At 73.3% G+C, this 18,955-nt stretch carries 18 protein-coding genes and 1 pseudogene; 11 read left to right on the forward strand and 8 right to left on the reverse strand.

The genetic code is table 11. From position 1 onward, the window contains the following. Window positions 1-16: 16 nt before the first annotated feature. From VMI11_03765 to VMI11_03775, 3 genes are read left to right on the forward strand one after another with little or no spacing between them, the layout of a single operon-like run. Entirely contained in the window at window positions 17-880 is an 864-nt protein-coding gene (locus tag VMI11_03765; GenBank protein HTY71525.1) for a PHP domain-containing protein, read from the forward strand. Next, window positions 877-1,497 carry a MarC family protein gene (locus tag VMI11_03770; protein ID HTY71526.1) on the forward strand — a complete coding sequence of 207 codons (621 nt, stop codon included), beginning with the start codon at window positions 877-879 and terminating at the stop codon, window positions 1,495-1,497. The genes VMI11_03765 and VMI11_03770 overlap by 4 nt, the downstream gene beginning before the upstream one ends. A gap of 37 nt (window positions 1,498-1,534) precedes the next feature. Continuing rightward, window positions 1,535-2,377, forward strand: a complete 843-nt coding sequence (locus VMI11_03775) for a PD-(D/E)XK nuclease family protein (protein ID HTY71527.1) — start codon at window positions 1,535-1,537, stop codon at window positions 2,375-2,377. A gap of 7 nt (window positions 2,378-2,384) precedes the next feature. On the opposite strand, the gene VMI11_03780 is transcribed toward VMI11_03775, so the two are convergent. From VMI11_03780 to VMI11_03795, 4 genes and pseudogenes are all read right to left on the reverse strand, one after another. Next, on the reverse strand, window positions 2,385-3,026 hold the full coding sequence (locus VMI11_03780; GenBank protein HTY71528.1) for a DUF2461 domain-containing protein: 642 nt from the start codon (window positions 3,024-3,026) through the stop codon (window positions 2,385-2,387). Window positions 3,027-3,063: 37 nt separating this feature from the next. Continuing rightward, window positions 3,064-3,450 carry an ATP-binding protein gene (locus VMI11_03785; GenBank protein HTY71529.1) on the reverse strand — a complete coding sequence of 129 codons (387 nt, stop codon included), beginning with the start codon at window positions 3,448-3,450 and terminating at the stop codon, window positions 3,064-3,066. Further along, complete coding sequence (locus VMI11_03790) at window positions 3,450-4,307, reverse strand: alpha/beta hydrolase (GenBank protein ID HTY71530.1); 858 nt, start codon at window positions 4,305-4,307, stop codon at window positions 3,450-3,452. The genes VMI11_03785 and VMI11_03790 overlap by 1 nt, the downstream gene beginning before the upstream one ends. A 78-nt stretch (window positions 4,308-4,385) precedes the next feature. After that, window positions 4,386-5,888: pseudogene (locus VMI11_03795) on the reverse strand (DEAD/DEAH box helicase). Between the two features lie 172 nt (window positions 5,889-6,060). On the opposite strand from VMI11_03795, the gene VMI11_03800 reads away from it, so the two are divergent. Then, complete coding sequence (locus VMI11_03800; GenBank protein ID HTY71531.1) at window positions 6,061-6,744, forward strand: ferritin-like fold-containing protein; 684 nt, start codon at window positions 6,061-6,063, stop codon at window positions 6,742-6,744. A 45-nt stretch (window positions 6,745-6,789) separates the two neighbouring features. Here VMI11_03800 and VMI11_03805 read toward each other — a convergent pair whose 3' ends face one another. Together VMI11_03805 and VMI11_03810 are read right to left on the reverse strand one after the other, a co-directional pair. Further along, the gene (locus tag VMI11_03805; protein HTY71532.1) at window positions 6,790-7,017 is read right to left on the reverse strand and encodes a DUF3107 domain-containing protein; all 228 of its coding nucleotides are present in this window, start codon (window positions 7,015-7,017) and stop codon (window positions 6,790-6,792) included. Window positions 7,018-7,080: 63 nt separating this feature from the next. Further along, window positions 7,081-7,674 (reverse strand): TetR/AcrR family transcriptional regulator, encoded by a 594-nt coding sequence (locus tag VMI11_03810; GenBank protein ID HTY71533.1) that lies wholly within the window; start codon window positions 7,672-7,674, stop codon window positions 7,081-7,083. An 88-nt stretch (window positions 7,675-7,762) separates the two neighbouring features. Between VMI11_03810 and VMI11_03815 the strand changes: the two genes are divergently transcribed. The 3 genes from VMI11_03815 (at window position 7,763) to VMI11_03825 (ending at window position 11,317) form a co-directional block, all read left to right on the forward strand. Next, window positions 7,763-8,446 carry a response regulator transcription factor gene (locus VMI11_03815; GenBank protein ID HTY71534.1) on the forward strand — a complete coding sequence of 228 codons (684 nt, stop codon included), beginning with the start codon at window positions 7,763-7,765 and terminating at the stop codon, window positions 8,444-8,446. After that, window positions 8,443-9,825, forward strand: a complete 1,383-nt coding sequence (locus VMI11_03820) for a HAMP domain-containing sensor histidine kinase (protein ID HTY71535.1) — start codon at window positions 8,443-8,445, stop codon at window positions 9,823-9,825. Before VMI11_03815 ends, VMI11_03820 begins: the two co-directional genes overlap by 4 nt. Window positions 9,826-9,910: 85 nt before the next feature. Continuing rightward, window positions 9,911-11,317 (forward strand): trypsin-like peptidase domain-containing protein, encoded by a 1,407-nt coding sequence (locus VMI11_03825; protein HTY71536.1) that lies wholly within the window; start codon window positions 9,911-9,913, stop codon window positions 11,315-11,317. Between the two features lie 48 nt (window positions 11,318-11,365). On the opposite strand, the gene ligD is transcribed toward VMI11_03825, so the two are convergent. Further along, a complete protein-coding gene (gene ligD, locus VMI11_03830) occupies window positions 11,366-12,280 on the reverse strand; it encodes a non-homologous end-joining DNA ligase (GenBank protein ID HTY71537.1) in 915 nt (304 codons plus the stop codon). Between the two features lie 36 nt (window positions 12,281-12,316). On the opposite strand from ligD, the gene VMI11_03835 reads away from it, so the two are divergent. The 4 genes from VMI11_03835 (at window position 12,317) to moeZ (ending at window position 16,418) form a co-directional block, all read left to right on the forward strand. Then, window positions 12,317-13,108: a Ku protein gene (locus VMI11_03835; GenBank protein HTY71538.1), complete on the forward strand. Its 792-nt coding sequence runs from the start codon at window positions 12,317-12,319 to the stop codon at window positions 13,106-13,108. Window positions 13,109-13,167: 59 nt separating this feature from the next. Beyond that, window positions 13,168-14,118, forward strand: a complete 951-nt coding sequence (locus VMI11_03840; GenBank protein ID HTY71539.1) for a hypothetical protein — start codon at window positions 13,168-13,170, stop codon at window positions 14,116-14,118. A gap of 33 nt (window positions 14,119-14,151) precedes the next feature. After that, complete coding sequence (locus tag VMI11_03845; protein ID HTY71540.1) at window positions 14,152-15,138, forward strand: alpha/beta hydrolase; 987 nt, start codon at window positions 14,152-14,154, stop codon at window positions 15,136-15,138. A gap of 89 nt (window positions 15,139-15,227) precedes the next feature. Further along, a complete protein-coding gene (gene moeZ / locus VMI11_03850; GenBank protein ID HTY71541.1) occupies window positions 15,228-16,418 on the forward strand; it encodes an adenylyltransferase/sulfurtransferase MoeZ in 1,191 nt (396 codons plus the stop codon). Between the two features lie 111 nt (window positions 16,419-16,529). Here moeZ and VMI11_03855 read toward each other — a convergent pair whose 3' ends face one another. Continuing rightward, complete coding sequence (locus VMI11_03855; protein ID HTY71542.1) at window positions 16,530-18,929, reverse strand: lysylphosphatidylglycerol synthase transmembrane domain-containing protein; 2,400 nt, start codon at window positions 18,927-18,929, stop codon at window positions 16,530-16,532. Between the last annotated feature and the right edge of the window lie 26 nt (window positions 18,930-18,955).

Raw genomic sequence — 18,955 nt, forward strand, 5'->3', positions numbered from 1 at the left:
CGCGGTGGCGTCGGCCATGACGCCTACGCTGGCCGCCGTGCGCATCGACCTGCACACCCACTCGACGGCGAGCGACGGCACCGACTCCCCGGCGCGCCTCGTGCGCGCGGCGGCGGAGCTCGGCATCGACGTCATCGCCCTCACCGACCACGACACCTTCGCGGGGCTGGACGAGGCGGCCGACGCCGCGCGCACCGTGGGCGTGCGGCTCGTCCCCGGGGTGGAGGTCTCCTGCGTCGCCGGGGACGTCCCGTTCCATCTCCTCGGCTACTGGTGCGACCCCGACGACGCGGCCCTGGGCGCCGAGCTGGCGCTCAACCGCGACGACCGGGTGCCACGCGCCAAGGAGATCACTCGGCGGCTCGCCGAGGCCGGCTACCCGATCTCCTGGGAGGATGTCTGCGCGCAGGTGCGGCCGGGCGCGACGATCGGCCGCCCGCACCTCGCCGACGCCCTGGTGGCCGCGGGGGCGGTCGCGGATCGTGACGAGGCCTTCGCCGAGCTGCTGCGTGACGGCTCGCCCTACGTCGTCGGGCACCACTACGTCGACCACCGCACGATCGTCCCCCTCGTCCGCGCGTCAGGTGGTGTAGCGGTCATCGCTCACATGGGGGCCGCCTCCCGCGGGCGGGTCCTGCCCGAGTCCGCGGTGGAGACGATGACCGAGCAGGGCCTCGCCGGTCTGGAGGTCGACCATCCCGATCACGATGCGGCCACCCGAGCGAGGCTTCGCGGCCTGGCCGTGCGCCTGGGGCTGCTGGTGACCGGCTCCAGTGACTACCACGGTCGTGGCAAGCGGCAGGCCCTGGGCGAGGAGACGACGGCCCCAGCCGTGCTCGCCGCCCTCGCGGCCCTCGTCCGGCCGGTGGCGGCCGGATGAGCTCCCTGCTCGACCCGACCTTCTTCGGCACGGCGTTCGTCACGCTGTTCGTCATCATCGACCCGCCCGGCAGCGTCCCGCTCTTCCTCGCGCTGACGGCGAACCAGACCGGGGGGCAACGGGCGCGGTCGGCGCTACGCGCGGTCCTCGTCTCCTTCGCGGTCATCGTGGCGTTCGCGATCTTCGGATCCTCCATCCTGCGCTACCTCGACATCTCGCTGCCCGCCTTGCAGGGGGCGGGCGGCCTGCTGCTGCTCCTCGTGTCGCTGGAGCTGCTGACCGGCATGGGGTCCTCCGCCGCCTCGACCGAGCCGGACGTCGACGTGGCGCTGGTGCCGCTCGGCACCCCGCTGCTGGCCGGACCCGGTGCGATCGTGGCGACGATGGTCGCGGTCCGGCAGGCCGGCGGGGCCGGCGAGAAGCTCGCGGCGCTGGCCCTGGCGATCGTGGCGGTCCACGTCGTCATCTGGCTGGTGCTTCGGTTCTCCGGGGCGATCCTGCAGGTCCTGCGCGACGGCGGGATCAGTATCCTGACCCGCATCGCCGGCCTGCTCCTGTCCGCCATCGCGGTTCAGCTGGTGGCCGACTCGGTCATCGCCTTCGCGAAGTCGGCCTGAGCCCGTGCCTGCCGAGCCGACCCTGCCGCTCGCCGGGATGCCGGAGCGCCTCTACGTCGCCTCACCCTCGCGGTTGCTCACCTACCTGGACTGCCCTCGCCGCTATCGGATGACCTATCTCCAGCGACCGGCTCCCCCGCCGGGTCCGCCGTGGGCGCACCTGTCGTTCGGATCCTCGATCCACCTCGCCCTGCGCGGCTGGTACGACCTGCCGGCCCAGGAGCGCACCGACACGGCCGCGGCCCGGCTCCTGCGCGCGGGCTGGGTCGACGATGGCTACCGCGATGACCAGCAGAGCGTCGCCTATCGCGAGCACGCAGCGGATCTCGTGGCGGCCTACGTCCGCGGTCTCGACCCGACCGAGGAGCCGCTGGGTGCGGAGCGCACGGTCTCGCTCCGGACTGCCACCCTGGCCGTCACCGGCCGCGTCGACCGGCTGGACGAGCGCGTCGTGGACGGTGCTCGCGAGCTCGTCGTCGTCGACTACAAGACCGGGCGGCGTCCACCCGAGGTCTCCGACGCCCGGGGATCGCTGGCACTGGCCCTGTACGCCGTCGCCGCCGGCCGCGTGCTTCGCCGGACCTGCCGGCGGGTCGAGCTGCACCACGTCCCCTCGGGGACCGTGGCCTCCTGGACCCACACGCCGGAGTCCCTCGAGCGTCAGGTCGCCCGGGCCGAGGACATCGGCGCCGAGGCGGCCGGTCTCGACCGGGCGTGGGCGGACGGGCTGGCCGAGCGGCCCGGAGACTGGGACGCCGCGTTCCCCCCGCGGCCCGGCCCGCAGTGCGCATGGTGCGACGTCGCGCGGCACTGCCCGCAAGGCAGCGCGGCGGCCCCGCGGAAGCCCTCGTGGGCCGGGCTTGCCGAGCTGGCAGGCTGAGGCGTGGTCAGCGGGGGGGCAGCCGCGAGGGCCCGACGTAGGCCTCGAGCCAGGCCGTGAGCGGACGCGCCGAGCGCAGGGCGGCGGTGACCTTCGCCGGGGCCTTCGACGAGCCGAGCCAGTCCGACGCGGGCAGCTGCCGCCACACGGCCAGGCCCTTCAGCCGCAGCAGCTCCAGCCGTGGATGGTCCTTGGGGTAGCCGCGCGGTGCGGTCTTGAGCGAGTCATGCGCCATGACCTCGTAGCCGTCGCGGCGCAAGGTCGCGACGATGCCCGCGATCTCGCGTCCGGTCCGGTCGGCTGCGACCGCGCCGCGGTAGCGGTCGAGCTGGTCGGGGGCCAGGTGGTAGGACCCCGCTCCGACCCCGAGCCCCGCCGCCGAGAACTGGACGTAGCCGCCGCGCTCCAGCTCGGCCGCGATGGTCGTCTTGTACGGCGACTTGTCGGCACTGAACCTGGTGTCGCGGTACGGCCGGAACATCCGCGCGCGTCCGAACTCCTCCTCGAGGTCGTCCAGGAGCGCCCGCATGGGGGCGCGTACCTGCTCCTCGTAGACGTCCTTGTGCGCGAGCCAGAACGCCTTGGTGTTGTCGACCTCGAGCTCCTCGAAGAAGCGGATCGCCTCGTCGGTCCAGCCGCGGAACGCCATGCGTGGGACGCTAGCGCGCCGACCGGGCGTCGGCGCCTCAGATGACGTCGAGCTCGAACCAGACCATCTTGCCGAGACCGGTCGATGACCATCCCCACCGGTCCGAGAGCCCCTCGACGAGGAGGAGCCCGCGACCGCCGTCGGGCACATCACCGGCAGCCGTACGAGCGGTCACGGGCGAGTGCCGCTCGGCGTCGCTGACCTCGACGCGCAGGCCGGGGCCCTGCCGGTACGCGCGCAGCAGGATGGGCGGACGCCCGTGGCGGATCGCGTTCGTCACGAGCTCGCTCACGAGCAGGACGGCGACGTCGGGCGCCCGGGACCCCAGCTCGAGCAGGAACTGCGTGGAGAGCCCGCGGGCGCGCCCGACCTCGGCCGGGTCGTCGGCGAGGACCGCCTCAAGAGACGGGCTCCCGGGCAGCATCAGACGGGGACCCGCTCGGACCAGAACGCCGAGAGCAGTGTCGCGGTGGCGAGCGGCGCCTCGGCCGCCGGCGAGTGGGCCGCACCGCGGACCACGTCGAAGCGTGCCCCGAGACGCACGGCCATCTCCTGCTGGACCTCGGTCGGCCAGCCGTCGTCGGACTCCCCGTGGACGACGAGGGTCGGGGGGGCGAGCTCCGCGACGTGATCGACGCGGTCGGGAGCCCCGACGAGCAGCGCGGCCATCGCCGCCAGCGAGGCGGGGTCGTTGCGGACGAAGCGCCGGCGCAGGAAGGTGAGGATGGCCGGGTCGGAGGGCGGCACCCAGCCGTGCTGGATCTCCCAGGCGAGCTTGGCCTCCCAGACCTGCTCGATCGGGAAGGCGCCGAGGGCCTCGGCGAGCAGAAGCAGCGGGGGAGCCACCTCGCCCGGCAAAGCGCCCGGCCCCGAGCACAGCAGGGTCAGCGTCGCCAGCAGGTCGGGCTCGTCGAGGACGAGCTGCTGCGCGACGAGACCGCCGAAGGAGTGGCCCACGAGGTGGACCGGCCCGACGGCGCCGGCCCGCGCCACGGCTGCCGCGTCCGCGGCGAACTCCTCCAGCGAGTAGGCCCCGTCCGACCCGGGCGTCTCGTGCTGCCCCCGCTGGTCGTAGGCAACGACCCGCCAGCCCAGGTCCGCGAGCGGAGCCAGCACCGCGACGAAGTCCTCCTTGCTGCCGGTGAAACCGGGGATCAGCACGGTCGTGCCCCGCGGCTCCCCGACCGGGTCGAGAACCCACGCCGCGAACGCGCCGCGCTCGCTGTCCACCATCGCGCGACGAGTCGCCGGGGGCGGGTCCAGGAACGGCGGGGTGCTCACGGTCTGAGGATAGGCAAGGCCGTGCGAGCATGCCGGGTCGGCGCCGGACGCTCAGCCCTGCGAAGCCGGCTTGGTGCCGCTGCTGCGCCCGCGCCGGCCGCGCCGACGGCGGCGGTGCGGCTCCGACCGCTCGGCGGCCGGGTCGGTCGCCACCTCCGGCGGCGCCGCGCCCGCCTCGGTGCTCGCGCCGGCACGCGTCCGGCGACGCGATCCGGAGGGGCGCCGCCGCGACGGCGCCGGTTGCGACGGCGCCGGTTGCGACGTGCCGGGCTCGGTCCGGGGGCTGGCGTCGGAGCGCCGACGGTGCCCGGTCTCGCCGAGGTCCTCGATCTGCTCAGCCGCCAGGCCCTGCCGGGTGCGACCCGCGGCAGGCAGGACGCCGGTCACGTGGGTGGGGATGTCCAGCGCCTCGTAGAGGTGCTCGGAGGTCGAGTACGTCTCCGTGGGCTCCTCGAAGTCCAGGCCGAGCGCCTTGTTGATCAGCGCCCACCGGGGCATGTCGTCCCAGTCCACGAAGGTGACCGCGGTGCCCTCGGCGCCGGCCCTAGCCGTGCGACCGATGCGGTGCAGATAGGTCTTCTCGTCCTCCGGGCACTGGTAGTTCACGACGTGGGTGACTCCCTCGACGTCGATGCCGCGGGCGGCGACGTCGGTGGCGACGAGGACGTCGACCTTGCCGTTGCGGAAGGCGCGCAGCGCCTGCTCCCGCGCACCCTGGCCGAGGTCGCCGTGCACGGACGCGGTTGCGAAGCCGCGCTCGGCGAGCTCGTCGGAGACCTTCTGGGCCGTGCGCTTCGTCCGGCAGAACACCATGGTGTGGCCACGGCCCTCGGCCTGGAGGATCCGGGCCAGCATCTCGACCTTGTCGAGCGCGTGGGCACGGAAGACGTGCTGCTCGACACCCTGCACGGTCAGTCGGTCGTCGTGCGGGTCGTGGGCGCGGATGTGCGTCGGCTGGGACATGTACTGACGGGCGAGGGCGATCACCTCGCCGGGCATGGTCGCGGAGAACAGCATCGTCTGCCGCCCGTCCGGGAGCATCCGCACGATCTTCTCGACGTCGGGCAGGAAGCCCAGGTCCAGCATCTCGTCGGCCTCGTCGAGCACCAGGGTCCTGACGTGGTGCAGGTCGAGCCGTCGCTGGTTGGACAGGTCGATCAGCCGGCCGGGGGTACCGACGATCACGTCGACACCCGCGTCCAGGGCGGCGACCTGCGGCTCGTACGCGCGACCGCCGTAGACCGAGAGCAGCCGGACGCCGCGCCGCGAGCCGGCGACCTGGAGGTCGCGGGTCACCTGCACGCAGAGCTCACGCGTCGGGACGACGACGAGCGCCTGGGGCTTGCCCAGGTCGCTCAGCTCGGCCGCGTCGGGGTCTCCTGGGGCGACTACCCGCTCCAGGAGGGGGATCCCGAACGCAAGCGTCTTGCCGGTGCCGGTCTTGGCCTGGCCGATGACGTCGTTGCCGGCGAGGGCCACCGGGAGCGCGAGCTCCTGGATGGCGAAGGGAGTGGTGATGCCGACGGCGGCGAGCGCGTCGGCGGTCTCGGGACGGACCCCGAGATCGCGGAAGGTGGTCAGAACGGGTCCTGCCGTTTCGTCGCAAGCGTTTCGAGCGCAGGGTCCGGGCGCCGTTGCAGGCGACCGCGCGGAGTGCACCCGCGCTCACGGGTACTCGATCAGTGTACCGGCACCGTCGCTTGGGCTCGGACGACGCGGATCCCCGGCGATCCGCGGGCTACGCTGCGCCCCCATGGCCCCCCTCGACGACCCGACGTACCGCGAGGCCATCATCGACCTGCTCGCGGTGCTGGCCTACACGGAGCTGTCGGCGTTCGAGCGGCTGGCCGCCGACGCCGCGCTGGCCCCCACGGTCGGAGACAAGGCCGAGCTCGCCCGGATGGCGGCCGCCGAGCTGCGGCACTTCGAGCAGCTGCGGGACCGTCTCACCGAGCTGGGCGCCGACAGCGAGGCGGCGATGCAGCCCTTCGCCCAGGGCGTGGACGCCTTCCACGAATCCACGCGCCCGGCGGACTGGCTGGAGGGGCTCGTGAAGGCCTACGTCGGCGACGGCATCGCCGCGGACTTCTACCGCGAGATCGCGACGCACCTCGACGAGGAGACCGGAGACCTGGTGATGGGCGTCTGCGCGGACACCGGGCACAGTGCCTTCGCGGTCGAGCGGGTGCGCGCGGCCATCGCGGCGGATCCGCGGGTGGCCGGGCGCCTCGCGCTGTGGGGCCGCCGACTCGTCGGCGAGATGCTCAGCCAGGCCCAGCGGGTGGCCGCCGAGCGCGACTCCCTGGTCACCCTCATCGTCGGAGGCATGGAGCCGGCGGGCCGGCCCAGCTTCGACCTCGCGGCGCTGGCGCAGATGTTCGCTCGGCTCACCGAGAACCACACCCTGCGGATGCAGACCCTCGGGCTCAGCGCCTGACGAGCCGACCTGACACGTCGGATCGAGAACCCACGAGGGTCGGACCTACAGGGCGCCGAAACCGACCCGGCGGGCCTCGGGCTCGCCGACCTCGACGTAACCGAGCTTGTCGACCGGGACGAGGACCTGGCGGCCGCGGGCGTCCTCGAGCACGAGCAGCCCCTTCTCGGAGGCCAGCGCCGCCTCGACCAGCGCGACGACCTCCTCCGCGGTCTGGGAGCTGTCCACCACGAGCTCGCGGGGCGCCCCGTTGACCCCGATCTTGATCTCCACGACCGCCTCCGCTCCCGGACCTCTGGCGCCCAGGCTAGTGGAGCCCGCCCCGTGCCTCGGTCATCATTTGCGGGGGAAGCCGCGGATCCCGCGCCACGCGAGGGTCGCGATGAGTCCGACGGCGACGTCGCGCGGGACGCTGCTGTCGGTGCTCGTCCATGCCCGGGCACTGACCTGCGCGAGGCCGGTGAGCCCCACCGCCAGCAGGTGCGCCTCCTCGGCGGACAGGCCCGCGTCCTCGGCGATGACCTCGGCGACCAGGTCGGCGCAGCGCCGGTTCGCGGACTCGACCCGTTCGCGCACCGGGGGCTCGGAGATGAGGTCGGACTCGAACACCAGCCGGAAGACGCCCTGGTTACCGGCCACGAAGTCGTAGTACGCGGCCATGGTGGCTCCGACCCGAGCCTTGTTGTCCTGGGTCGAGGCCAGCGCGTCGCGCACGACCGACACCAGACGTTCGGTTCCCTCGTCGAGCAGCGCGAGGTAGAGCTCGAACTTGCTCGGGAAGTGCTGGTACAGCACCGGTTTCGACACCCCGGCGCGGTCGGCGATGTCGTCCATCGCGGCTGCGTGGTAGCCGTTCGCGACGAAGACCTCGCGCGCCGCGTCGATGAGCTGGGCACGCCGCGCCGGACGCGGGAGCCGGGCGCCGCGCATGCGCTGGTCGGCGTTGCCCGTCACGGCGCGGATCCTACGGTGCCGGCGCCGTCACCGCCGGAACCCCGGTGGCGGGCAGACTAGGCACGTGCGCGTCCTCGTGGTCGATGACGACCCTTCGGTCAGAGACTCCCTGCGTCGTTCCCTGGCCTTCAACGGCTATGAGGTCCTCACGGCCGAGGACGGCATCGAGGCCCTTCGCGTCGTCGGGGACGAACGGCCCGACGCGGTCGTTCTGGACGTGATGATGCCCAGGTTCGACGGACTCCAGGCCTGCCGCGCGCTGCGCGCGGCGGGCAACGACGTGCCGATCCTGCTGCTCACGGCCCGGGACGCGGTCCCGGACCGGGTCGCGGGACTCGACGCCGGCGCCGACGACTACCTGCCCAAGCCCTTCGCGCTCGAGGAGCTGCTGGCCCGCCTGCGCGCGCTGCTGCGACGGTTCCGCCGCGACGACGAGGGCGAGGAGGTCCTCGCCTTCGACGACCTCACCCTCGACCTGGCCACCCGTGAGGTGCACCGAGGGGAGCGCAGCGTGCGGCTGACGCGCACCGAGTTCGCGCTGCTCGAGCTGCTGATGCGCAACCCGCGACGGGTGCTCACCCGCGACCACATCCTCGAGGAGGTGTGGGGCTTCGACTTCCCGACGACCGCCAACTCCCTGGAGGTCTACATCGGCTACCTGCGCCGCAAGACCGAGGAGGGCGGGGAGAAGCGGCTGGTCCACACCGTTCGCGGCGTCGGGTACGTGCTGCGCGAGACACCACCGTGACCCTTCGGGCCCGGCTCGCACTCCTCGTCGCGGTCGCGGTCGGTCTCGGGGTGGCACTCGTCGCGCTAGCGGCGTACTTCACCGTCGCGGCGCAGCTGCACAGCCAGTTCGACGCGCAGCTGGTATCCCGTGCTCGTACCGCCGCGATCACGACGCTGACCGTTCCGGGGGAGCTGGCTCGTGTTCCGTCCGACTACCTCGACGCGGGCGGGATCCAGGTCGCCGACGTCGACGTCCTCGGCAACGCCACGTACGCCCTCGGGGCGCAGCCCTTCCCCGTCCTCCCCAGCGACATCGCGGTGGCCCGCGGCGACCACCAGCTGCTGGTCCACGACGCGCCCGGCGGGCTGCGCGTCGCCGCGTTGCACGTCGGCCCCGGGCAGGCGATGCTGGTCGCCCAGTCCGTCTCGTCGGTGGATCGCACGCTCGCCCGCCTGCGCCTGGTGCTGCTGCTGGTCGGCGTCGTCGGCGCGGCCGGCGCGGGGCTGGCCGGGCTCGCGGTCGCACGCGCCGGCCTGCGACCCGTCGAACGGCTGACGGCGGCCGCGGAGGACGTGGCCCGAACCGGTCGGCCCGAGCCCATCGACGTCGCACCCGGGCCCTCCGACGACGAGATCACGCGTCTCGCCGTGAGCTTCAACGCGATGCTCGCCGCTCTCGCGGAGTCGCGCGGTCGGCAGAACCGGCTCGTCGCGGACGCCGGGCACGAGCTGAGGACACCGCTGACGAGCCTGCGGACCAACCTCGACCTGCTGGCCCAAAGCGACAGCCAGGAGGCCCGCGGGGGGCGCGGGCTGGACGCGCAGGACCGGGCCGCGCTCCTCGCCGATGTCCGGGCCCAGGTCGAGGAGCTGAGCGCCCTGGTCGGCGACGTGGTGGAGCTCGCCCGCGAGGACGAGTCGGGCCCCGTCTCCGAGCCGGTCGACCTGGTGGCGGTCGTCGACCGGGCCGTGGAACGCGTCCGGCGGCGGGCGCCGGGCGTCGGCTTCGACGTACGGGTCAACCCGTGGTACCTGTACGGCGACCCGGCCCAGCTGGAGCGCGCGGTCGTCAACCTGCTCGACAACGCCACCCGGTGGAGCCCCCCGGGAGGCACCGTCCACGTCCGGCTGGACCGGGGGGTCCTGCACGTCGCCGACGAGGGACCGGGTATCCCTGCCGAGGACCTGCCGCACGTGTTCGAGCGCTTCTACCGCTCGCCGGCGGCGCGCGCCAAGCCCGGGTCGGGCCTGGGGCTGGCGATCGTGCGCCAGGCGGCCGAGCGTCACGGCGGGCGGGTCACGGCGGGCAGTGCCCCCGGCGGGGGAGCGTTGCTCACGATCGCCTTGCCGGGGTCGCCTGCGCCGCTGCCGGCCGAGCAGGTGAGCTACCAGGCCTGAGCGTCGTGGGTCCGGCCAGGACTCTCAGCGCGTCGTTGCCCCCGCTTCAGCGTGCTCTCAGGCGGGTGCGCCAGGGTGGGTGCCCATGGACGAGACGCCGCAGACCCCCGACGACGCGGCCCGAGACTCCGCCGGCCGGCCGGTCGACCCCTGGGCCGAGCCGACCGGCGGCTCTGCGTGGTCGAGCCCGACCGAGCCCACGCAGCCGCTCCCGCCGGCCCGGCCGATGCCCTCGACTCCCCCGGCCCAGCCGTACGGCGACCCGTACGCCTCCGCCTCCGCCTACGCCGGCTACGCCGGCCCGCCAGCGGGCCAGACGCCGGACCCGTGGCTTCCGCCGGTCGCACCGCTCGCCGTCGGGCCGAGCGAGCCCGCCCGCACCTCGCGGCGCTTCAGCGGGCTGACCCTGGTCGCCGTCGCACTCGCGGCCGGGCTGATCTCGGCCGCCGGCGTGAGCGCGGTCGTCATCGCGACCCGTCCGGGCAGCTCCACGCCGGCGAGCACGTCCTTCGGCACGAGCGCAGCGCCGTCAGGGACGGCACCCGCTGTCGAGCGCTCCCGCCCCGCCGGGTCGATCGCCGCCGTCGCCGCCGATGTGCTGCCCAGCGTGGTGTCGATCATCGAGACGAGCCCGTCGGGCTCGGGCGAGGGTTCCGGGGTCATCCTCGACACCGCCGGCGACATCCTGACCAACAACCACGTCGTGGCCGAGGCCGCGAGCGGCGGAACCCTCACCGTGACCTTCCACGACGGGTCCTCCGCGAAGGCCACGATCGTGGGCCGCGACCCCCTCACCGACATCGCCGTCGTCAGGGTCAGCGACAAGCAGGGACTCCAGCCAGCTCGGCTGGGAGACTCCTCGAGCCTGCAGGTCGGCGACCAGGTGATCGCGATCGGGTCCCCGCTCGGGCTGTCCGGCACGGTGACCGAGGGCATCGTGAGCGCCCTCGACCGCCCCGTCGTGACCGACCAGACCACCGACGCGGAGCAGGCCTTCATCCCGGCCATCCAGACCGATGCCGCGATCAACCCGGGCAACTCAGGCGGTGCGCTCGTCGACGCCGAGGGAGCCGTGGTCGGGATCAACTCGGCGATCGCGACGGTCTCGCAGAACTCCTTCGGAGGGCAGTCGGGCAACATCGGGGTGGGGTTCGCCATCCCGATCGACCAGGCCAAGCGCGTCGCGGCCCAGATCATCGCCGGCCAGACCGCGACCCACGCCCGGCTGGGCACCACTGTCGCCGCCAACGACGCCAACCCCACGACCATCGGGGCGCGCCTCGACTCCATCGCGTCCGGTTCGGCGGCCGCCAAGGCCGGTCTGAAGGTCGGTGACGTGATCACGAAGGTGAACGACTCCCTGGTCCAGGGCGCCGACGGGCTGATCGCCACGATCCGTAGCTTCGCCCCGGGGACGACCGTCCAGATCACCTTCGTGCGCGACGGCCAGACCCACACGGTCAGTGTCACCTTGGGCAGCGACGCCTCCTGACCTCCTGCCGCTGAGAGACCTGCGGACCCCTGAGCGCGGCAGCCCCCGTCACGGAAGCGGCGGGGGCTGCTGCACGTCCAGGCCCTCGAACAGGTCGCCGAACCGGTGCGCGCGATCGAGCACGGTCGCGGCCGTGAAGGCGAGGTCCGCCGCATCGCGGCAGGAGGTGACCTCTGCCCAGGTGAGGGGGGTCGAGACGGTCGGGCGGGGCCGCGCCCGAAGCGAGTACGGCGCCACGGTCGTCTTGGCGGCGTTGTTCTGCGACCAGTCGAGGAAGACCTTCCCCGGGCGCAAGGACTTCGTCATCCGTGACACGACGAGGTCCGGCCGGTCGTACTCGAGGCGGACCGCGAGCTCCCGCGCGTATGCCGAGGCTCGTTCCGCCGAGGCATCACGTACGGCGGCGTACACCTGTAGACCCTTGGACCCCGACGTCTTCGCGTACGGTGCGAGCCCGTCGTCAGCGAGCATCTGGGACAGCAGCACCGCGACCTCGCAGCACTGGACCACGCTGGCGGGCGGACCCGGGTCGAGGTCGAGCACGAGCCGGTCCGGCGCCAGCGCCCGCCCGGCGCCGTCGACCCGCCACTGCGGGACGTGGATCTCCAGGGCGGCGAGATTGGCCGCCCACACCAGGGTGGGGAGGTCCTCGACGACGACGTAGTCGATGGTCTCGCGCTGCTTCGTCGACCCCGGCACCGGAAGCCGGACGGTGCGCACCCACTCGGGCGTGCCGCGGGGCGCGTTCTTCTCGAAGAAGGAGTCCGCGTCGACACCGTCGGGGAAGCGTCGAAACGTCGCAGGACGGCCCCGAAGGTGCGGCAGCATCAACGGCGAGACACGGGCGTAGTAGTCGAGCACCTCGCCCTTGGTGACGTCCGAGTCGGGGTAGAGCACCTTCTCGAGGTTCGACAGGGTCAGTCGGCGCCCGTCGACGTCGACCAGCACTCTGTCCGAAGCCACGGTCGCGACGTTACCGGGGTGGCTACCCTCGTCAGGATGCGCACGATCTGGAAGGGTGCCATCTCCTTCGGCCTGGTGACGATCCCGGTCAAGCTCTACAGCGCGACCGAGGAGCGTGACGTCGCCTTCCACCAGGTCCGCCGTAGCGACGGCAGCCGGATCCGCTACAAGCGGGTCGCCGAGGCCGACGGCGAGGAGGTCCCCTACGCCGACATCGCCAGGGGTTTCGAGCTCCCGACCGGCCAGACCGTGGTCCTCACTGACGAGGACTTCGCCGAGCTTCCGCTCCCGACCCAGCGCACGGTCGAGGTGCTCCAGTTCGTGCCGCTGGCGGAGGTCGACCCGATCTACTTCTCGAGGTCCTACTACCTCGAACCGGAGGGAGTCGGGACCAAGCCGTACGTCCTCCTGCGCGAGGCGCTGGAGGCCTCCGGGCGGGTGGCGGTGGTCAAGGTGGCCCTCCGGCAGCGTGAGTCGCTGGCCACCTTGCGGGTCCGCGACGGTGTGCTCGTCCTGGAGACGATGCTGTGGCCCGACGAGGTCCGCACGCCCGACTTCGCCTTCCTCACCGAGGACGTCGAGGTACGCCCGCAGGAGCTGGCGATGGCCGAGTCGCTCATCGAGGCGATGGCGGGGGACTTCGACCCGACCGAGTACTCCGACGAGTACCGCGCCGCCCTGCAGGCGCTGATCGACGCGAAGGTCGAGGGGCACGAGGTCGTCGAGGCCGCGGCGGAGGCGCCCACGGCTGGCTCCGTGGTGGACCTCATGGCGGCCCTTCGGGCCAGCGTCGAGGCGGCCAAGCGCGAGAAGACCGAGTCCGCTTGATGCTCCAGACGGGGGAACGAGGGAGCCCGGGACCCTGACCTGCTGCCACACTCGCTGTTGTGGGCGAGGGGGGGCCCGGCGCTTCCGCCGGGGACATCGTCGCGGCGCTGCGCGCCGTGCCGGGAGTCGCCGACGCCGAGATCGCCCCGGACGGGCGTCCCGGCGGTGCCGGGACCTTGCGGCTGACGCTGGAGCCCGGCTCCGACGAGGTGGCCGTCGCGGCGGCGGTGAACCGAGTGCTGCGCGAGCGGTTCGGTCTCGCCGTCGACGCCGAGCGGGTCGCCGTGGTCGACGAGTCGACGCTGCGGCGGCCCCGCCGGTCGGGCGGCTCGGAGGCGAGGGAGCAGGGGGGCCTCAGGGTCGAAGGAGCAGGCGTGGGCACCCAGGCACAACCCGGGGGAGCCGGTGCGGGGACGCCGCCTGGCCCTTCGGTGGGCGGTCCGGTGCAGGCCGAGGGCGTCGGCCCGAGCATCGGCACCGAGGGCGTGGGTCCGAGCATCAGCACTGAGGGCGTGGGCCCGAGCATCGCTGCTGAGGGCGTCCGCCCGAGCACCAGCACCGAGGGCAGGGCCGGCCTGCGCCCGGTCCCGGGCGAGATCACCCTGCCGCCGGCGCAGCGCAACCGGCTGCTCATCGAGAAGCTCCAGCTGACCTCGGCCGACCTCACGGTGGACGTCGAGGTGAGCCTGGCCTTCCAGGGGACCGCCTACGTCGGCTCGGCGCGATCCGGAGCCACACCGAGCTCGATCCACCGCGCCGTGGCCCAGGCCACGCTGCGCGCCGTGGAGACCTGCATCGGCGCTGCCGCGCGCTTCGAGGTGGAGCACCTCGAGGTCTCGCCGATGGGCAGCGAGCGCGCCGTCGTCGTGGAGATCTCGATGGTGACGCGCCGGGGCAGCGAGCGGTTCACGGGGGTCAGCGCCGTGCGCGACGACGTACGGGCCGCGGTCGTACGGGCCAGCCTCGCGGCGTTGAACCGCCGCCTCGAGAGCTTCCTGGTCCCCGCCTGACGAGGCCGTGCGCCGGGGTGTGAGGATCGTGTCGTGAAAGCGCGTCACGCCGAAGGCGTCCACCACCTCGTCGCTGGTGAGGTGATCGTCGACGCGGGCGACCTCGGGATCGCCGCCCCGTTCGAGGGCTGGCCCGCGGAGACCCTCGCGCTCCCCGGCGAGATCACGCTGTCGGTCCGCACCACGCCGGCCGCTCCCGGTGCCCAGCCCGCCGTGCTCGTCCACGGCCTCGGTGGCTCCGCGCTGAACTGGACCACCTCGAGCGCCCTGCTCGCGGACCGGCTGGCGTGCCGGGCGCCCGACCTGCCGGGGTTCGGCGAGAGCCCGCCGCCGCACGACGGCGACTACGGGGTCGACGCGCACGCCCGGGCGGTGGAGGAGCTCATCGAGGCGGACGGCCACGGGCCGGTGCATCTGTTCGGCAACTCCCTCGGCGGGGCGGTCGCGGTGCGGCTGGCCGCGCGACGGCCCGACCTGGTACGCAGCCTCGTCCTGGTGTCCCCGGCCCTGCCCGACTGGGTCCCGACCCGGTGGCGGACGGAGGTGGGGGCGCTCGGCCTGCCGCTGGTGGGTCCGGCGCTGTCGCGCCGGGTGTCCGTGCTCACGCCCGAGGAGCGGGTCGCGGGCGCCATCCGCCTGTGCTTCGCCGAGCCGTCGCAGGTCCCGGACGCGTGGCGTCAGGCGGCGATCGTCGAGGCGGAGGCCCGCGGACGCAAGCTCTATGCGGCCGACGCGCTCGCCCGGTCGATGCGTGGGCTCATCGCCGCCTCCGCTCCTCGAGTGGACGGGCTGTGGTCCTCGGTGGATCGCGTCGTCGCGCCGACGCTCATCCTGCACGGAGCGAGGGATGCGCTCGTGCCGGTACGTGCCTCGCGCCGCGCCGCGCACCGCATGCGGCACGCCCGGCTCGTCGTTCTGCCTCGTGCGGGCCACGTGGCCCAGATGGAGAGCCCGCACGTGGTCGCAAGGCTGGTCCGAGACCACCTGGACCGCTGCGCTGCGGCCGGTCGCCCCGGCTGAGCCCGCGCCCACTCCTCGGACGCCTCGTCGGGAATGCCGCCCACCGTGACACCGTTGTCGGCAGCGTTGCCGCGAGAGGAGTGCTCGTCGTGTCCCTGCCGCCCCTGGTGGAACCCGCCGTCGAACTCAGTGTCGACGAGGTTCGCCGGTACAGCCGACACCTGATCATCCCGGACGTCGGCATGACCGGCCAGAAGCGACTGAAGAACGCGAAGGTGCTCTGCGTCGGGGCCGGTGGCCTGGGGTCGCCGGCTCTCATGTACCTCGCCGCCGCCGGGGTCGGGACGCTGGGCATCGTCGAGTTCGACGTGGTCGACGAGTCCAACCTGCAGCGCCAGGTCATCCACCGGCAGTCCGACGTCGGCCGGTCCAAGGCCCGGTCCGCCGCGGACAAGGTGGCCGAGATCAACCCCTACGTCGACGTCCGTATCCACGAGGAGCGTCTCGACAGCGGCAACGTCATGGCTCTGTTCGCCGACTACGACCTCATCGTCGACGGCACCGACAACTTCGCCACGCGCTACCTGGTCAACGACGCCGCGGTCTTGCTGGGCAAGCCCTACGTCTGGGGATCGATCTATCGCTTCGACGGCCAGGCGTCGGTGTTCTGGGCCGAGCACGGCCCCTGCTACCGCTGCCTGTACCCGGAGCCGCCGCCTCCCGGCATGGTGCCCTCCTGCGCCGAGGGAGGCGTCCTCGGCGTGCTCTGTGCCTCGATCGGCTCGATCCAGGTCAACGAGGCCATCAAGCTGATCACGGGCATCGGCGAGCCGCTGGTCGGTCGCCTGATGGTCTACGACGCCCTCGAGATGACGTACCGCGCCATCAAGGTCCGCAAGGACCCCGAGTGCGCCGTGTGCGGGAAGAACCCCACCGTCACCGAGCTCATCGACTACGAGGCCTTCTGCGGCACGATCAGCGAGGAGGCCGCCGAGGCGGCCAAGGACTCCACGATCAGCGTCAAGCAGCTCAAGGAGCTCCTGGACGCCCGTGACGCGGGGGAGCAGGACTTCTTGCTCGTGGACGTACGCGAGCCGGGCGAGTACGAGATCGTGCACATCGCAGGGTCGGTGCTGGTTCCGAAGAACGACTTCCTCATCGGCGACGCGCTCGCGTCGCTGCCGCAGGAGAAGCCGGTCATCCTCTACTGCAAGACGGGTCAGCGCTCGGCCGAGGTCCTGGCGGTCCTCAAGGCGGCGGGGCTCTCCGACGCCAAGCACGTCGGGGGCGGCGTGGTGGCCTGGGTCAACCAGGTCGAACCGGACAAGCCGTCCTACTGAGACACGGCTACGGTCGTGGCGAGGCCGCCACGAGGAGCCGTCCGGCGAACCGGGCGCGGGAGCGCGCGGAGCGTCTGACAAGTCCCGACCACCCGCGTTGATGTCGGGCTGTCACAGGGAGCCCTTGGCCTGCAGCCAGCGGAAGGCCGCCCAGCCGGGGGCCACCGGCAGCCAGTACGTCGCCAGGCGGAAGAGCAGCACGCTCGACACGGCGGCCCCGCCCTCCATCCCCGCCGCCGTCAGGCCGGCCGCGAGGGCGGTCTCGACCGCGCCGAGCCCGCCGGGGGTCGGCGCCGCGGAGCCCACCGCGGCACCGGCGAGATAGACCACCGAGATGGCGGGCCACGGCAGGTCGCCGCCGAAGGCGCGCACCGACGCGACGAGCGCGGCGCAGTAGGCGATGTTCAGGAACACGCTGCCGCCGATGCCTTCGGCCAGCTTGCCCGGCCGCTGTGCCACGGCGAGCAGGTGCGGAATGACCTGACGGCCGAGGGTGGTCAGCCGCGAGCCGATGGTGCGTCTCGCCCACGGAAGTGACAGGAAGCCGCCGGCCACCAGCAGCAGGACGGCCGCTCCCACCACGGCTCCCTCGGGCGGGTCGAAGGAGGTGTGCGCCTGGGTCCCCGCGAGCACGCCGACCGTGACCAGCAGCACCAGATGCACGACGAACGACATCGCCTGCCACACCCCGATCGTGGCCAGGGCCACGGGGCCCTCGAGCCCCTGGCGCTGCAGGAAGCGGGCGTTCACGGCAGGGCTGCCCACCGCGGGTGGGGCGACCAGGCTGACGAAGGAGGAGGCGAGCTGGGCCAGCAGGGTCCTCGGCAGCGGGATCCGCTCGAGCACGAACCCGTTGAGGCTGAACGCGGCGCCGATGTAGGTGAGTGCCGAGCACGCCACGAGAACCACGACCCAGGGCCAGTCGGCCCGTCGCAGCAGCCCGATCAGGTCGACGTCGGAGAGCTGGGACAGCAGGACGTAGGCCGCGACGGCGCCGCCGACCACGAGGAGCAGCCGCCGCCAGGTGAGGCGCTCGACGCTCGTGTCCGGGGCGACGCCGGTGGTCTCGGCGGGGGCCACCGCCATGACCGCCTCGCGGACCTCCTCGAGGAGCCCCCGCTGCCGGCGCAGCGCCTGCCGGGTGCTGCGGGCCAGGACCAGGGACTGCAGGACCGGCAGCGCCGTCGCCAGCGCGTCGGGGCCGAGCACCGCTGCGCCCGCGCCTACCGCGGCCCGCGGTCCGGCCACCAGTGCCAGCGTGGTGAGCAGCTGGGCGACGTCGAGGCGCTGGTGCAGGTCGGTGGCCGCCACCTCGCCGCCGCGCATGCCGGTGAGCAGGATCGCCCGGCCGGGCGTCACCCAGATGTTCTCGGCGGTGAGCTCCCGGTGGGCGAGGTTGGCCCGGCGAAGCGCGGCCAGCTCCTCCCAGATCGACTCCAGCAGCGCCTGGTCGACCTCGCCGGGCTCGAGATCGGCGAGTGCCCGGGCGTCCCGGTGCTCGTAGGCGAGCATGACGGCGGACGGACCGACCTCGGAGACGGCGAGCAGCCGGGGGGTGCCGACGCCGGCGGCGGCGAGCGCATAGGTCATCAGCGCGTCGCGCTCCAGGGTCTGCTGCACCGACACCAGGGTCCGCCCGGCTGCCGGCCCGCGGACGAGCAGCAGCCGCCAGAGCCGGTAGGCCAGTCCCGCGCCCTCCAGGTCGCGATCCAGGACGACGACGTCGACCGGCGCCCCACCCGCGCGCGACCCGGCGTAGCGCCGGCCGTCCTCGGGACGCGACGGGATGCGCTCGAGACGCACGAGGTCGGGCAGCGAGCCGGCGAGGACGGCTGCGATCTCGCGACCGCTCGGCCGGCTGGGGACGGTCCCGAGCACGACCCGGGCGGCGAACCCGATCGTCAGGCCGAGCAGGATCCCGGCCGCCACCGACAGCAGCGTCGCCCGGCCGGCCAGCAGCGTGGTGGCGACACTGGCACCGACCACGACGACCGACAGCGGGAGCAGTCCGCGCCGCTCCCCGACACGGGCGACCACGAGGAACGCGACGGTGCTCGCGAGCAGGACGGAGAGTGGGCTGGACAGGGTCCCGCTGGCGACCCCGACCGACAGGGCGAAGCGCAGCTGGCTGAGGCGGTCGACGTGCACGATCCCGGTGTTCAGGGCCACCACGACGACGGCCGCGAAGGCCGTCCCGGCCATCGCGTCGATGAGCTGTCGGGGTCGGCGGCGCACGAGCAGGTCGAGGCTCACCGCGATGGGCAGGCCGAGCAGCCCGACGCCGGTGATCAGGTTGAGCAGGAAGAGGACCACGGCAGGGACCAGGGAGACCGCCTGGACCACGTCGGTCTCGACCCCGGTGGCCGTGCCGTGCGCGATGGTGCCGAGGACGAGGGTGAGGACGAGGGCGACCAGTGCCACGGCGAAGCGCAGCGCGTCCGCGGGTCGCCGCACGCGCTGGGCGAGCGGCGGCTCGACGACCTCGACGCGCGCGTGCTCCTGCACGGTCACCGCACGATCGTGTCACGTCCCGTCGG

The organism is Actinomycetes bacterium, assembly GCA_035506535.1.
Lineage (GTDB): Bacteria > Actinomycetota > Actinomycetes > DATJPE01 > DATJPE01 > DATJPE01.